General features: G+C 66.4%; 11 protein-coding genes. 4 read left to right on the top strand and 7 right to left on the bottom strand.

All coding sequences use genetic code 11. The annotated features are described in order from the left end of the window. Positions 1-182: 182 nt before the first annotated feature. The gene (gene ppc / locus M2361_RS16900; protein WP_259250774.1) at positions 183-3,032 is read right to left on the bottom strand and encodes a phosphoenolpyruvate carboxylase; all 2,850 of its coding nucleotides are present in this window, start codon (positions 3,030-3,032) and stop codon (positions 183-185) included. 172 nt (positions 3,033-3,204) lie between these two features. On the opposite strand from ppc, the gene queC reads away from it, so the two are divergent. Then, a complete protein-coding gene (gene queC, locus M2361_RS16895) occupies positions 3,205-3,924 on the top strand; it encodes a 7-cyano-7-deazaguanine synthase QueC (protein ID WP_050450221.1) in 720 nt (239 codons plus the stop codon). Positions 3,925-3,982: 58 nt separating this feature from the next. On the opposite strand, the gene M2361_RS16890 is transcribed toward queC, so the two are convergent. After that, on the bottom strand, positions 3,983-5,173 hold the full coding sequence (locus M2361_RS16890) for an MFS transporter (RefSeq protein WP_259250773.1): 1,191 nt from the start codon (positions 5,171-5,173) through the stop codon (positions 3,983-3,985). Beyond that, positions 5,170-5,715, bottom strand: a complete 546-nt coding sequence (locus tag M2361_RS16885) for a GNAT family N-acetyltransferase (RefSeq protein ID WP_100854183.1) — start codon at positions 5,713-5,715, stop codon at positions 5,170-5,172. The genes M2361_RS16890 and M2361_RS16885 overlap by 4 nt, the downstream gene beginning before the upstream one ends. A gap of 115 nt (positions 5,716-5,830) precedes the next feature. Between M2361_RS16885 and M2361_RS16880 the strand changes: the two genes are divergently transcribed. The 3 genes from M2361_RS16880 to M2361_RS16870 all read left to right on the top strand — a co-directional run bounded on the left by M2361_RS16880 (position 5,831) and on the right by M2361_RS16870 (position 9,750). Then, a complete protein-coding gene (locus M2361_RS16880; RefSeq protein ID WP_259251512.1) occupies positions 5,831-6,721 on the top strand; it encodes a LysR family transcriptional regulator in 891 nt (296 codons plus the stop codon). Positions 6,722-6,809: 88 nt separating this feature from the next. Next, positions 6,810-8,678, top strand: a complete 1,869-nt coding sequence (gene ilvD, locus M2361_RS16875; protein WP_259250770.1) for a dihydroxy-acid dehydratase — start codon at positions 6,810-6,812, stop codon at positions 8,676-8,678. 190 nt (positions 8,679-8,868) lie between these two features. Next, complete coding sequence (locus M2361_RS16870; RefSeq protein WP_259250768.1) at positions 8,869-9,750, top strand: LysR family transcriptional regulator; 882 nt, start codon at positions 8,869-8,871, stop codon at positions 9,748-9,750. 151 nt (positions 9,751-9,901) lie between these two features. On the opposite strand, the gene lpdA is transcribed toward M2361_RS16870, so the two are convergent. The 4 genes from lpdA to M2361_RS16850 are packed head-to-tail and all read right to left on the bottom strand — an operon-like array spanning position 9,902 to position 15,432. Then, positions 9,902-11,371 carry a dihydrolipoyl dehydrogenase gene (lpdA, locus tag M2361_RS16865; RefSeq protein WP_259250767.1) on the bottom strand — a complete coding sequence of 490 codons (1,470 nt, stop codon included), beginning with the start codon at positions 11,369-11,371 and terminating at the stop codon, positions 9,902-9,904. 11 nt (positions 11,372-11,382) lie between these two features. Further along, the gene (locus M2361_RS16860; protein WP_259250766.1) at positions 11,383-12,753 is read right to left on the bottom strand and encodes a pyruvate dehydrogenase complex dihydrolipoamide acetyltransferase; all 1,371 of its coding nucleotides are present in this window, start codon (positions 12,751-12,753) and stop codon (positions 11,383-11,385) included. 10 nt (positions 12,754-12,763) lie between these two features. After that, positions 12,764-13,252: a VOC family protein gene (locus M2361_RS16855; RefSeq protein ID WP_259250764.1), complete on the bottom strand. Its 489-nt coding sequence runs from the start codon at positions 13,250-13,252 to the stop codon at positions 12,764-12,766. Beyond that, positions 13,249-15,432: a dehydrogenase E1 component subunit alpha/beta gene (locus M2361_RS16850; protein ID WP_259250763.1), complete on the bottom strand. Its 2,184-nt coding sequence runs from the start codon at positions 15,430-15,432 to the stop codon at positions 13,249-13,251. Before M2361_RS16850 ends, M2361_RS16855 begins: the two co-directional genes overlap by 4 nt. Between the last annotated feature and the right edge of the window lie 10 nt (positions 15,433-15,442).

The following is a 15,442-nucleotide window of genomic DNA, read 5'->3' as shown; positions in this document are numbered from 1 at the left end:
GGGATCTGGGGGATCTCAGTCTCTTCCGGGGTGCCTTTCCGTGCCGCTCGGCCGGAAAAATCGTTTTGTTCTAAGTGCGAACATTTGTGCGTACTTAGAATTTCTGTCAGGGATAGTACTAAAAGTCGCCAGGGGTGGACAAACCGGCATCAGCGGGTGTTCGGCAGGTGGACGCTGCCCGCCTAGCCGGAATTGCGCAGCCCCGCCGCGATGCCGTTGATCGTTAAGTGAATCGCGCGCTGCACCCGCTTGTCGACGTCCGCCTCGGGATGCTTCTGCGCCGCGCGGTGGCGGCGGATCAGGTCGATCTGCAAATAATTCAAGGGGTCGATATACGCAAAGCGTTCGCGCAAGGAATCTTGCAGGGCCGGGTTGTCGGCCAGCAGTTCGCGCTGGGTCAGCAGCTTCAGCATGGCCAGCGTGCGGCCGTGTTCGGCGCTGATCATGCCGAACACGCGCTCGCGCAGCGCGCGCTGCGGCACCAGTTGCGCGTAGCGCGCGGCGATGGCCAGGTCGGACTTGGCCAGCACCATTTCCATGTTGGACAGCAGCGTGCGAAACGCCGGCCACTCGCGCGCCATCTCGCGCAATTGCGTCAGGCGAGCGCGGCGCGAGCGGGGGGCGTCGGGGGCGCCCGTTTCCAGATAGGCCTCGATGGCCGAGCCCATGCCGTACCAGCCGGTCAGCATCAGCCGGCATTGCGCCCACGAAAAGCCCCAGGGAATGGCGCGCAGGTCTTCAATGCGCTGGCCCTTCTTGCGGGAAGCCGGGCGCGAACCGATGTTCAGCCCGGCGATTTCGCTGATGGGGGTGGCGGCGAAGAAGTACTCGGCAAAGCGCGGCGTGTCGTAGACCAGGCCACGGTAGGTGCGCTGCGCGGTTTCCGACATGAACGACATCGCCGGGCCGTGCTGCGCCATGTGCGCGTCTTCGGCGCTGGTGGCCTCGGCGCGCGGCGCCAGGCTGGATTCCAGCGTGGCCGCCACCAGCAGTTCCAGGTGCCAGCGGCCCACCTCGGCGTCCTTGTACTTGCTTTGGATGACTTCGCCTTGCTCGGTCAGGCGGATCTGGCCGGCCACGGTGCCCGGGGGCTGCGCCAGGATGGCGTCAAAGCTTGAGCCGCCGCCGCGTCCCACCGAACCCCCGCGTCCGTGGAACAGGCGCAGCCGCACGTTGCGCGACGAAAACACATCCACCAGCGCGCGTTCGGCCTGGTACAGCGACCAGTTCGACGTGAGGAAACCGCCGTCCTTATTGCTGTCTGAATAACCCAGCATGACTTCCTGCGCGCCGTTCTGCGCCTGCTTCACGCGCTGGCGCACTTCGGGCAGGTCCAGCCAGGCAGCCATGATGTCGGCGCCGCGCTGCAAGTCGGGAATGGTTTCGAAGAGCGGCACCACCATCAGGCCGTCTTCGGGGGCGATGTCCTGGCCGGCCGGCGCGATCAGGCCGGCTTCCTTTTGCAGCACCATCACTTCCAGCAGGTCGCTCAAGGTTTCGGTATGCGACACGATGGTCTGGCGCACTGCCTGCTTGCCATAGCGCGCGCGGCCGGCGGCGGCGGCGCGCAGCACGGCCAGTTCGCGCGTGGTGTCTTCGCTGTAGGCGATCCAGGGCGAGGCCAGCGGGCGGGCCTGGGCCAGTTCGGCGCGCAAGAGTGCCACGCGCTGGTCTTCGTCCAGCGACAGGTAGTTCAGCGGCTTGCCCTCGTGCTGGACGCCGGCGCGTTCGAACAATTCGGCCAATGCGTTTTCATGCACGTCGGAGCTTTGGCGCAGGTCGACAGTGGCCAGGTGAAAACCGAACACCTCAATGGCCTGTTGCAGGCCGGACAGCCGCAGCTTGGCCAGCGGCGAACCATGGTGCGCGGCCAGCGACGCGGCGATGACGGCCAGGTCGGCCGACAGTTCTTGCGGCGCCTGGTAGGCGGGCGCCGCCACGGTGCTGCGGCGCGCCAGGTTCTGCCCGGTCAGCGCCTGGGCGGTGGCGGCCAGGCGGGCGTACACACCGACCAGCGCGCGGCGGTAGGGCTCGTCGCGGCGGTGCGGGGAATCGTCGCCGCTGTTGTCGGCCAGCGCCAGCAATTCCGGGTCGGCCGAAATCAGCATGGTGGTGATCGACAGTTCCGCACCCAGCGCGTGTACCTCTTGCAGATAGTGTTCGAACAGCACGGTGGCCTGGCGCAGCAGCGCGCGCTCCAGCGTGCTGGCATCCACATTGGGATTGCCGTCGCGGTCGCCGCCGATCCAGCTACCCATGCGCAGGAACGGTTCCAGCGGCGGGGGCGGGGCGGCAAACGGCTTGGCGGTTTCGCGGTTCAAGAGCTTGGACAAATCCGCGTACAGGCGCGGGATGACTTGCAGAAAGGTGCTGCGGTAGTACGACAGCGCGTTTTCGATCTCGTCGGCCACCGTCAGGCGCGTGTAGCGCAGCATGCGGGTCTGCCACAAGGTGGCCACGCGGCCAAGCAGCGCGGCATCCAGTTCGGCCAGCTCTTCCGGCGTCAGCGGGTTGCCGCGCTGGGTCAGCGCGGCGGCAATTTCGCGGTGCACGTCCAGCGTGCTCTTGCGCTGCACTTCGGTGGGGTGCGCGGTCAGCACCGGCACCACGCTGGCATCCGCCAGCAGCCGGCGGATGCGGGCCACGCCCACGCCTTGCTTGCCCAGCGTCTGCACGGCGTCGCGCAGGCTGCCGCGCGGGGCGGTGTCGCCGGCCAGCGCGCGGACGCGCTGATTGCGATTCTGGTCGCGGTCTTCGGCAATGTTGGCCAGGTGCAGAAAGTAGCTGAAGGCGCGCGCCACCGAATTCGGGTCGTTGCCTTGCAAGCGCTTGACGCGCTGTTCCAGCAGCTTGCTGTCCGCCTCATTACCTTCGCGACGAAATTTCACCGCCGTGCGGCGCAGCGTTTCGATGGTGTCAAAGACACGCTTGCCTTCGCATTCTTCAATAACGGCGCCTAAAAAACGGCCTAGCAGCCGGATATCGTGGCGCAAGGGTTCTGCGGAGTCGGACTGCGGGCGAATGGCTTTCATCGGGCGGTGGATCCGTCGGGCTGAAGAAGGGAAGGAAAAAGGAAAGGCGTGGGCGTTGCGGCAAAACCAGGAAAATCGAACCGATTGATTTTACGCAGCGTTCCTTACGGGGACGCGCGTTTGTCTCGGTTAAAGTCCGTGATGTCCCTTCTTCTTTCTAGAAGCCCCCTTTATGCAAAATCATCAACGTCGCGCGCTCGTGCTGTTTTCGGGCGGCCAGGATTCCACTACTTGCCTGGCGTGGGCGCTGGACCGTTATGCCCATGTGGAAACGGTGGCGTTCGACTACGGCCAACGCCATCACATCGAACTGTCGGCCCGGCTGAACGTGCTGCGTGAAATCCGCGCCAACTTCCCCGACTGGGCGCCGCGCCTGGGTGAAGACCATCTGCTGGACCTGAAGGTGCTGGGCCAGGTGGGCGACACCGCCATGACCAGCGACCGCGCCATCGAAATGCAGGCCAACGGGCTGCCCAATACCTTCGTGCCGGGCCGCAACCTGCTGTTCCTGACGCTGGCGGCGGCGCTGGGGTATCGACGCCAACTGGATGTGCTGGTGGGCGGCATGTGCGAAACGGATTTTTCGGGCTACCCCGATTGCCGCGACGACACCATCAAGGCGCAACAGGTGGCGCTGGGGTTGGGGCTGGGGTCACGCATTACCATCGAGACGCCGCTGATGTGGATCGACAAGTCCGAAACCTGGGCGCTGGCGCATCAATTGGGCGGGGACGCCTTGGTGGACATCGTCGTTGAAGACAGCCACACCTGCTATCTGGGCGAGCGCGGCGCACGGCACGACTGGGGGTATGGCTGCGGCGAGTGCCCGGCGTGCAAGCTCAGGAAAATTGGCTGGGAAAAGTGGGTGGTGGCTTCCGCCGCTGAAGGCTGATTTTTTTCGGCGGCGCCGGTGTCAAGAACGGCTGCACGTTTGGCAATGGCTGCGAATCCTACGCGGCCATTGCCGTCACCCTGCCGATAAACCGCCGTCGCAATACCCAAGCCGCCGAGGCAATCACGGCCGCCAACACGACGGACATTGCCATGGCGGCGCGCGCGCCCTGCGTCTGGATCACAAACGCATACGCCACGGGCGCCGCGGCCGTCAGCAAGAAGCTGGGCACCAGCAGCGCGCCGACCAGCTTGCCGTAGCTGCGGAAATCAAACAAGGCCAGCGGCAGCGTGCCGCGCGTGATCGTCAGCAGGCCGTTGCACGCGCCGTAAAAAAACGCATAGGCGGCGGTGGCATACAGGTTGCCGTTCGAGAACCAGCCCAGCACGAAGCAAAATGGCATCAGCGCGGTGACGGCCCAGTTCAGCGTCAACGGATGCAGCCGGGCGCCCACGGCCACGTCGGCCATGCGCGCGGCGAATTGGCCGATGCCCCATAGCGCGGCCACGCCGGCCGCCGCCGCGCTGGCCAGGCCCACGCCGGTCAGCAAGGCGATCAGATGCGCGGCGGTGCCGGCCGCCAGGAAGTTGGTCACCATGGCGATCACGGCGTAAAGCGTGCCGGCCAGGCGGCGTTCGGCCAGGCTGCGGGTCAGGCCGGGGGTGTTGCTGTCGGCGGCCCTGGCGGGCGCGGCGTAGCGTTGGCGGGGCAGCGCCAGGTAAAGCGGCAAGGTGGCCAGGGCCAGCGCGGCATAGACCAGCACCGCGCCGCGCCAACCCAGCCAGGCGGCCAACGCGTGACCCGCCGGCCACATTGCCGTGGACGACAAGCCCCCGAACAGCGTGATCTGCGACATCGCTCGCCGCGCCGTGGGACCGCCCGCCCGCGCCAACGCGGCAAAGGCGGCGTCGTACAGGCTTAGCCGCATGCCGATGCCCAGCAATAGCCAGGCCAGGTAGTACCAGACGACGGTATGCGCGGCGGCCAGCAGCACGCAACCGGCGGCGGCCACCACCGCGCCCACCGGCATCACCACATGCCCGCCCCAGCGGTCCACCGCGCTGCCCGCCAACGGCGACACCAGCGCCATCGTCACGATGGCGGCGGAAAGCCCGCCATAGATGAGGGTGGCATCCCAGCCCAGGTCGGCCGTCATGGCCGGGCCGAACGCGCCGATCAGATAAAACGTCACGCCCCAGTTCACCAACTGGGTCAGACCCAGGCAGACGACGGCGCGCGGCCCGATCACGGGCGTTGCGGCGGCGTGCTGTCGCCTTCGCCCAGGCTGCGTTGCATCAGCACGGTATCGCGCCATTCTCCATGTTTGTGGCCCACCGAGCGCAGCGTGCCCACCGGATGAAAACCCTGGCTGGCGTGCAGCGCCAACGACGCGGCGTTGCGGCTGTCGCCCACCACCGCCAGCATCTGACGCCAACCCGCCGCGGTGCAGCGCGTGATCAGCTCAGCCAGCAGCTTGCCGCCGATGCCCAAGCCGGCCCGGCCGGCCTTGACGTAGACCGAGTCTTCGACCGTGTGGCGGTACGCCGGGCGCGGACGGTAAGGGGTGACGTAGGCGTAGCCGACGACCTCGCCGTTGATCTCGGCCACCAGGTGCGGCATGTCTTTTTCCAGCACGCCCGCGCGGCGCTGCCGCATTTCGGCGATGGAAGGCGGCTCCAGCTCGAACGAGGCGGTGCCGTGTTCGACATGGTGGGCGTAGATGGTCTTGATGGCGGGCAGGTCTGCTTCCGCGCTGTCGCGGATCAGGACGGTAGGGGTGGTGGGGGGCATAACAAGGCCGGCAGGTAGAAGGGAAAAAATCCAGCCGCCAGTGTGGTCCGAAATAAATCATAAATAAAGCTTTGGAAGATTATGATTTGCATAAGCAAAACTTTTGGTGGACGCCATGCGCGGCTTGAACCTGGACCACCTGCGCCTCTTCGCGCAGGTCATTGAGCTGGGCAGTTTCTCTGCCGCCGCCGAGCGCGGGGGCGTGACCCAGCCGGCGGTCAGCCTGCAGGTGCGCCAGTTGGAAAGACGTTTTGGCTTGAAGCTGGTCGAGCGGGTCGGCCGCCGTGCCGGGCCAACGGCGGCGGGGCTTGAACTGCTGACTCATATCCGCGTGATCGACGCCGCGCTGGCGCAGGCCGAGCAGGCCATGACCGCGCATGCCTCGCAGGTGTCCGGCCGCATCCGGCTGGGCACGGGCGCCACCGCCTGCACCTATCTGCTGCCCCCCGTGCTGGCCCAGTTGCGCCGCCGCTTTCCCGCGCTGGACATCGTGGCCAGCACCGGCAACACGGCGGACATGCTGCGCGGGCTGGAGAGCAACACGCTGGACATGGGGCTGGTGACCTTGCCCGCGCCGGGCCGGATGTTCCAGGTGACGCCGCTGATGGAAGACGAATTCGTGGCCATCTTTCCCGCCCGCGACTCGGCTTCCATTCCCATTCAGGTGACGCCGCAAGCATTGGCGCCGTGGCCCCTGGTGCTGTTCGAGCCCGGCGCCCGCACACGCCGTCTGGTGGATGACTGGTTCGAGGCGGCGGGCGTGGCGGCCAAGCCCTTCATGGAGCTGGGCAGTACCGAGGCGATGAAGGAGATCGTGGCGGCGGGGTTGGGCTGCGCGGTGCTGCCCAAGCTGGCGGTGTCGGGCGCGGGGCACCGCGATGCGTTGGCGGTGCATGCGCTGACGCCCCGCCTGTCGCGTGAGCTGGCCATCGTGATGCGCCGCGACAAGCCGCTTAGCCGGGGCCTGCGCCACCTGCAAGAGGCGCTGCTGGCGCTGCGGGAGTAAGGGTCCGGGCGGCTCGCGGGCAGCGCCGCCCCGATACAGCGTATTATTTAGCGTTTTGCCGCCACGCTAACAGCACTCGAGACAAATCATGCCGCACTACCGTTCCCGCACATCGACCCACGGCCGTAACATGGCCGGCGCCCGCGCCCTGTGGCGCGCCACTGGCATGAAGGACGGTGATTTCGGCAAGCCGATTATCGCGGTGGTGAACTCCTTCACGCAGTTCGTGCCGGGCCACGTGCACCTGCGCGACCTGGGCGCGCTGGTCGCCAAGGAAATCGAAGCCGCTGGCGGCGTCGCCAAGGAATTCAACACGATCGCCGTCGATGACGGCATCGCCATGGGCCACGGCGGCATGCTGTATTCGCTGCCGTCGCGCGAACTCATCGCCGACTCGGTCGAATACATGGTCAACGCGCACTGCGCCGACGCCATGGTCTGCATTTCGAACTGCGACAAGATCACCCCGGGGATGCTGATGGCCGCCATGCGCCTGAACATTCCGGTCGTGTTCGTGTCCGGCGGCCCGATGGAAGCGGGCAAGGTCAAGTCGCCCACTGATGGCAAGGTCATCGCCAAGATCGACCTGATCGACGCCATGATCAAGGCCGCCGACCCGAAGGTGTCGGACGCCGAAGTCGCCGAAGTGGAACGCAGCGCGTGCCCGACGTGCGGCTCCTGTTCCGGCATGTTCACCGCCAACTCGATGAACTGCCTGACCGAAGCCATCGGCCTGGCGCTGCCGGGCAACGGCACCATCGTGGCCACGCACGCATGGCGCAAGGGCTTGTTCGAGCAAGCCGGCCGCCTGGTTGTCGACCTGTGCCGCCGCTACTACGTGGAAGAAGACGAATCGGTCCTGCCGCGCAACATCGCCACCAAGAGCGCCTTCCAGAACGCGATGGCGCTGGACGTGGCCATGGGCGGCTCCACCAACACCGTGCTGCACTTGCTGGCCGCGGCGCAGGAAGCCGGCGTGGACTTCACCATGGCCGACATCGACCGCATTTCGCGCAAGGTGCCCTGCCTGTGCAAGGCGGCGCCCGCCACCGACAAGTACCACATTGAAGACGTGCACCGCGCGGGCGGCATCCTGGGCATCCTGGGTGAACTGGCGCGCGCCGATCTCTTGGACCTGTCTTGCGGCAACGTGCACAGCGGCACGCTGGGCAACGCCATCCAGCAGTGGGACGTGGCCGGCGGCGCAAGCGAAGAAGCGCAGAAGTTCTACCGCGCGGCCCCCGGCGGCATCCCGACCACGGTTGCCTTCAGCCAGGACGCCACCTTCCTGACGCTGGACACCGATCGCAAGACGGGTTGCATCCGCAGCAAGGAAAACGCGTATTCCAAGGACGGCGGCCTGGCCGTGCTGTACGGCAACCTGGCCGAGAAGGGCTGCATCGTCAAGACGGCCGGCGTGGACGAATCGCAATGGGTCTTCACGGGCCGCGCCCGCGTATTCGAAAGCCAGGACGACGCCGTTGAAGGCATCCTGGGCGACAAGATCGTGGCGGGCGACGTGGTCGTGATCCGCTACGAAGGCCCCAAGGGCGGCCCGGGCATGCAGGAAATGCTGTATCCCACGTCGTACCTGAAGTCCAAAGGCCTGGGCAAGACCTGCGCGCTCTTCACCGATGGCCGTTTTTCGGGCGGCTCGTCGGGCCTGGTGATCGGCCACGCCTCGCCGGAAGCGGCCGAAGGCGGCACGATCGGCCTGGTGGAAGAGGGTGATGTGATCGAGATCGACATCCCGAATCGCAAGATGCACCTGGCCGTGTCCGACGAAGAACTGGCCCGCCGCCGCGCCGCGATGGATGCGCGCGCGGATGGCTGGGAGCCCGTCGGGCGTGAACGTGTTGTGTCGCAAGCCTTGCAGGCTTATGCGGCGTTGGCCACGTCAGCCGATCGCGGCGCGGTGCGTGATCTGTCGCAGTTGAAGCAGAAAGCCAAGCGTTGATCGAGCGGGATTGATGCAGAAAGCGGCGCCCTTTTGGGGCGCCGTTTTTTTTGGGCTGGTGCGGCGTCAGCGTTGATGCGGGATGCCGCTGCGGGGTATTGCTACGGGGTACTGCTACGGGGTACTGCATTAAAGCTGTAAATTCCCTGTACAGCAGATAGGCTGTTTTTCAAGCGCAAGGACGCTTCATATGGCTTTGAATTCCGACGCATTGCGCGTGTTCCTGGGGGTGGTGGATGCCGGGTCGCTTAGCGCCGCCGCCGAACTCCTGGGCCAGACCGCATCAGGTGTCAGCCGCGCGCTGTCGCGGCTGGAAGAAGATTTGGGCGTGATGCTGCTGAACCGCACGACACGGCGCATGGAGCTGACGGAAGAGGGCGCGCATTTTCTGCCCAAGGCGCGGCAGATCGTTGCGTCGTTGGAAGAGGCCGAAGAGTGCATGCGCATGGTGCATCAGCGGCCGGCGGGGCGCTTGCGGGTGGATGCGTCGGTGCCGGTGATGCTGCATTGCGTGGTGCCGCATGTAGGGGAATTCCGGCGCGAGTATCCCGAGATATCGCTGGAGCTGACCAGTAACGACCGCATCGTGGATTTGATTGAGCACCGAACAGATGTTGCGATCCGCATGGGTCCGCTGACGGATTCCACCCTGCACGCGCGCGTTCTACGGCCGTCGCCGCGATGGATGATGGCCAGCCCGGAATACATCGCCCGGCATGGGGCGCCGGAAACGGTGGAGGATTTGGCCAAGCATGAGGTGCTGGGCTTTACACAGCCCGAAAGCCTGAACCTGTGGCCGCTGAAGCACGCGGGCGGGTCAAGTTATCAGGCGACGCCGACCTTGGCGACGTCAAGTGGGGAAACGCAACGGCAGTTGGCGTTGCGTGGGGTGGGCATCGCGTGTTTGTCTGACTTTGTGGTGCGTGAGGATATTGCGGCGGGACGGTTGGTGAAGGTGATGGAAGGGGTGTATAGCGATCAGTTGCAGCCGATGCACGCGGTGTACCACCGCAACACGCAGCTGTCGCGGCGGATTGCGTGTTTTTTGGATTTTTTTGCGGGGCGGGTTTGATGGGTTGCGCGCGATGGGTGGTTGTTTGCTTTTGGCGGTGATGTCGCGCTTCACCCATCCTACGGGGACCGGTCATTTGTAGGATGGGTGAAGCGCGCGCGGCGCGTCACCAATTGGCTAATGGTGATCGCGCGTAACCCATCAGGCGATGTTACCCATGCAACGCCCGCCCAAACGCGCTTAACACCGATTCATGCAAGGTCTCCGACAAGGTCGGGTGCGCGAATACGGTGTGCATCAGATCTTCCTCGGTTGCTTCCAATGATGCTGCCACGCCGTACCCGGTGATCAACTCGGACGCTTCCGGGTGAATGATGTGCGCGCCCAGCAGTTCGCCTGATTTTGCGTCGAACACGGTCTTCACCAGGCCTTGGTCTTCGCCCATGGCGATGGCCTTGCCGTTGCCCGCGAAGCTGAATTTGCCGACGCGGATCTCGCTGCCGTGCGCCTTCGCGTGTTCGCGCGCGCGGGCTTCCGTCATGCCGATGCTGGCCACTTGCGGGTACGAATACGTGCAGGCGGGAATGCGCAAGGGGTCGATGGCGTGCACGGATTTTCCGGCAATGGCTTCCACGCACAGCACGCCTTCGTGGCTGGCCTTGTGGGCAAGCCAGGGTGCGCCGGCCACGTCGCCGATGGCGTAGACGCCGGGCTCGGCGGTGCGGCAAAAACCATCGGTGACGATGTGGGTTTTCTCGACCTTTACGCGCGTCTTCTCCAGGCCCAGGTTTTCGACATTGCCGACGATGCCGGCGGCGACGATGACGCGGTCTACCTCCAGGTCTGTCTTCTTGCCTTGCTGCTCCAACGTCACCTTCACGCCCGTGTTGGTCAACGCAGACGCGGTGACGGCGCATTGCGTCATGACGCGGATGCCTTGCTTTTCGAATGCCTTGCGTGCCAACTGCGAAATATCCGCGTCTTCTTGCGGCAGGATTTCAGGCGTCATGTCGATCAGCGTGACTTCAGATCCGATGGCGCGGTAGAAGCTGGCGAACTCCGCGCCGATGGCGCCTGCGCCCACCACCAGCAAAGTCTTCGGAATCTCGGTGGGCATCAAGGCCTGGCGATAGGCCCAGATGCGTTCGCCCACCGGCAACGCGGGCAGTTCGCGGGCGCGTGCGCCGGTTGCAAGAATGATGTGCTTGGCCGCCAGCGTGGTGCCGTTGTCGAGCGCCAGTTTGGTTGTCGGTAGCGTGCCGTTGTCGATCGACTGTTTGCCCGCCAGCGTCGTGCCGCTGTCTAGCGACAGCTTGCCCGCGCCCGCCAACGTGGCCGTGGCGGCAAACACCGTCACGCCGTTCTTCTTCATCAGGTGCGCAACGCCCTGGCCCAGCCGGCCCGCCACCTTGCGTGACCTTGCCACCATGGCGGCCAGGTCGGCGCGTGCCTCGCCTGAACCCGTCACGCCGTAGTGCGAGGCTTCCTGGCAGGCACGCAACACCGTCGCGCTGTGCAGCAGCGCCTTGGTGGGAATGCAGCCCCAGTTCAGGCAGATGCCGCCGAGCTCCGCGCGTTCCACCAGCGCCACCGACATGCCCAACTGCGCGGCGCGGATGGCGGCCACGTAGCCGCCGGGACCGCCGCCCACGACGATCAGATCAAACTCGGTCTTCGTCATTGCGGCGGGCCTCACAGCAGAATCCGCACGGGGTTTTCGATCAGCGTGCGAAAGGCCGCCAGCCAGCGCGCTCCGACGGCGCCGTCCACCGCACGGTGGTCGGCCGACAGGGTCACCGTCATGACGGTGGCTGCCACCAGCTCTCCGTTCTCGCCCACTACGGGGCGGCGTTCGGCCGCGCCCACGGCCAGGATGGCGGCCTGCGGCGGGTTGATGATGGCGGCGAACTGGGTGATGCCGTACATGCCCAGGTTGCTGACGGTCAACGAGCCGCCGGTGAATTCCTCGGGTTTCAAACGGTTGACCTTGGCGCGGCCGGCCAGTTCGACGATCTCGGCGGCGATGGCGGACAGCGGCTTCACGTCGGCGTCGCGCACGATGGGCGTGACCAGGCCGCCGTCGGTCGCGACGGCCACCGAGATGTCGGCGCCCGCGTGGTATTCGATGGCGTCGTCGTGCCAACTGACATTCACTTCAGGCACTTCGCGCAGCGCCAGCGCGGCGGCGCGCACGATGAAGTCGTTGACCGACAGCTTCACCGCGCCGCCATGATTGGCTTGCGACCGCAGCGCCAGCAGCGCGTCCATCTTGCAATCCACCGACAGGTAGAAGTGCGGCACGTTCTGCTTGCTTTCCGTCAGGCGGCGGGCGATGGCGCGGCGCATGCCGGTGTGCGGCACGCGGCGGGCGGCCGGGCGGTTTGTTGAGGGCTGGGCGGTGGTAGTGGCCAAACCGGATGCATCGGGCGCACGGTCGCGCGCGGCTTCGACATCGCGGCGCACGATGCGGCCATGCGGGCCGGTGCCTGTCACGCCCAGCAGGTTCACATGCCATTGCGCGGCCAGCCGGCGTGCCAAGGGGCTGGCGAACAGGCGTCCGCCGGGGACGGGAGTGTTGGCGGCAGGGGCAATGCCAGACGCGGACAAGGCGGGCGCGGCGGGCGATCCAGAAGTGGGCGACATTGCGCTTGTCGATCCGACAGCAGCCGACGTTGCGGCAGCCGACGCTGCGGCAGCCGACGCTGCGCCAGCCGACGCTGCGCCAGCCGACGTCGCAACTCTGGGTGCCGTGCTGCCCGGCGATCCCGCCGCCGCCCCGCCATGTTCCGCCAACGCGTGATCAATCGCCGATTCATTATCGCCGTCGGCCAGCAACACGCCAAGCACCGTATTGATCGGCACCGACGTCGCGCCTGCCGGGACCACGATGCGGCCCAGCACGCCCGCGTGTTCGGCGTTGATTTCGACAATGGCTTTTTCGGTTTCGATTTCCGCTAGCGCGTCGCCGACGGCAACCGGGTCGCCTTCTTTCTTGAGCCACTGATGCAGGTTGCCGTCCGACGTATCGGCGGCAATTGAAGGGAGCTTGATAAGGTGAGCCACGATGTTCGTCCTAGTTTGCGGCGGCGGCCAGGTCGGGCCGGTAGGCGGCGGGATCGTCGTATTCGACCAGTTCCAGCACGTTGCCTTCGGGGTCGCGGAAGAACGCGAGCCAGGTGCCAGGGCGCACTTCCATCGGCGCGGGCGCGCTGTCGAATACAACGCCGCGCGCTTGCAGGCCGCGCACCACGCCGGCCAGGTCACGCACGATGAAGGTCAGGTAGGTGGCGCCCTGGCGGTCCAGGATGGCCGCGCCGCGCACGGCGGCGTCAGGCGCCACGCTGGGTTGCAGCAGCTTGATGCGTTCGCCGTAAGGCGTCTGCAAGCGCGCCACGTCGTAGCCGTGCACGGTCAGCCCGGTAGCGCGCGCCTTGTCGGCCGGTACGCTCACGCGGTTCACCAGCGTCAGGCCGACGACGTCCGTGTAGAACGCCAGCAACGCGTCCAGGTCCTGGCAGCAGATGCCGACTTCCATCGGCACGGTCATGTGCAGTGCGCTCATGCCTGTTCTCCCAGATCGGCCAGCACGTCGGCCAGGCCCGCCAGCACTTCCTCGGTGTCGGCGAACGCCGCGCGTTCCAGCACCTTTGAGATGCTGGGCGACGCTTCGCCGCCCGTCACGCGCTTGATCGGCTGATCCAGCCAATCAAAGTAGCGACGCTGGATTTCGTCTGACAGCATCGCGCCATAGGACGTGCCGCGCGCGCCTTGCTCCACGATCAGCACGTTGTTGGTCTTCTGGATGCTGGCGCCGATGGTGTCCCAATCGAGGCTGGCGCGGTCCAGCGTGCGCAGGTCGATCACTTCGGCGTCCACGCCTGCTTCCTCGGCCGCCTTGAGCGCGCGGCTGACCATCGACAGGTAGGTCAGGATGGTGACCTTGCCGCCCTCGCGGCGCACGCGGGCGCGGCCAAACGGAATGGCGTAGTCCAGGTCGCCGTCGGCCACTTCGCCCGACGACGCGTACAAGTCCACGTGTTCGATGACCAGCACCGGGTCCTTGGAGGCTAGCGCGGTGTTCATCAGGCCCACGTAGTCATACGGCGTGGAGGGCGCCACGATGCGCCAGCCCGGCGCGGTGGCGAAGATGCCGGCCGGGTCCATCGAATGCTGCGAGCCGTAGCCCGTGCCCATCGCGACCTTGGTGCGCAGCACGAAAGGCACGTCGATGTCGCCGCCGAACATGTGGCGGGCCTTGCCGATCTGGTTGAAGATCTGGTCGGCCGCCACCCACATGAAGTCGGGGTACATGAATTCAACGATGGGCTTGTAGCGCCCGTCCATCGCCAGGCCGCCGCCCAGGCCGGCGAAGGCGTTCTCGGAGATCGGGGTGCCCAGCACGCGGTCGGGATACTTGTCCTTCAGGCCGCGCGTGGCGCCGTTGGTGCCGCCCTTCAAGCGGTGCACGTCTTCGCCCAGCACCACGACGCCGGGGTCGGTTTCCATGCGGCGGTCCAGCACGTCGGCCACGGCATCGACGAACTTGCGTTCGACCTTGGCGCCCGTGTAGTCGTCGGCGTCCTGGTAGCGCAGGTCGGCCAGCTCGGAACCATCACTGCGCAGGCCCACGTCGCGGAAGTCCGGACGTGGCCAGAGGTCGGCGCGCACGCGGCGCTTGCCGCCGTCAGCCGCTTCGGTCAGGCGGCTGCATACGTCTTTCATGACGTCCTTGCAGCGTTGGCGCAGCGCGTCCACTTCCGCTTGCGTGATCAGTTGGCGGCCGATCATTTCGGTGGCGATCTTGTCCAGGGGATCGCGACGGCGCCACTGGGCTTCTTCGTCCTTCGTGCGGTAGCCAAAGGCGCTGCCGGGAAACGGGCCGTTCTGGTGGAAGAAGCGGTACACGTCCACTTCCACGATGGTCGGGCCGTTGCCGGCGCGCATGTGCGCCACGGCTTCCGACATGGCCAGGTGCACGGCCAGCGGGTCCATGCCGTCGACTTTCCACGACGGAATGTTGAAGGCCAGGCCGCGCGCCGACAGGCGCGGTTCGGCGGTGGACTCTTCCACCGTGGTGGACACGGCGTAGCGGTTGTTCTCGATGAAGAAGCACAGCGGCGTTTTCCACGCGGCGGTCAGGTTCATCGTCTCCAGCACGGACCCGATGTTCACCGCGCCGTCGCCGAAGTAGGTGACGGCCACGCGGTCGGTGCCCGCGTGCTTGTGCGCCCAGCCCGCGCCTGCGGCCAGCGGCACGCCGCCGCCCACGATGGCGTTGGTGCCCAGCGCGCCCGCTTCCAGCCAGCGCAGGTGCATGCTGCCCCCACGGCCCCGGCAATAGCCTTGCGCCAGGCCCATGATCTCGGCCAGCGTCTTTTGCAGGACTTCATCAATGGCGGGCGTGAGCGGGTTGCGCGGGTCCAGGCCCAGCGGGGCCACGTGTTGCAACGCCTTGGCCAGAAACTGGTGGTGCCCGCGATGCGAGCCGTTGATCTGGTCGCCCGCGCCCAGGGCCAGCACGGAACCGACCGCGCCGCCTTCCTGCCCCACGGACGAGTGCGCGGGGCCGTGCACCAGGCCTTCGGCGGCCAGGTCCAGCACGGCCTCTTCAAAGGCGCGTATCCAGTGCAACTGGGTGAGCATGGTGCCGAGCAGGGCGGGGTCCGCCTGCTGCCAGTCGCCGGCGTCAACCGTCAGTTGCCGCCAGGGCGCTTGGGACTCAAGCGGTTGGTAGGTGGCCATGAGTGTGTCT

The organism is Achromobacter sp. JUb104, from assembly GCF_024806975.1.
GTDB lineage: Bacteria > Pseudomonadota > Gammaproteobacteria > Burkholderiales > Burkholderiaceae_B > Achromobacter > Achromobacter spanius.
Note: the sequence above shows the minus strand (reverse complement) of the source record. Positions and strands in the feature narration are given on the sequence as shown.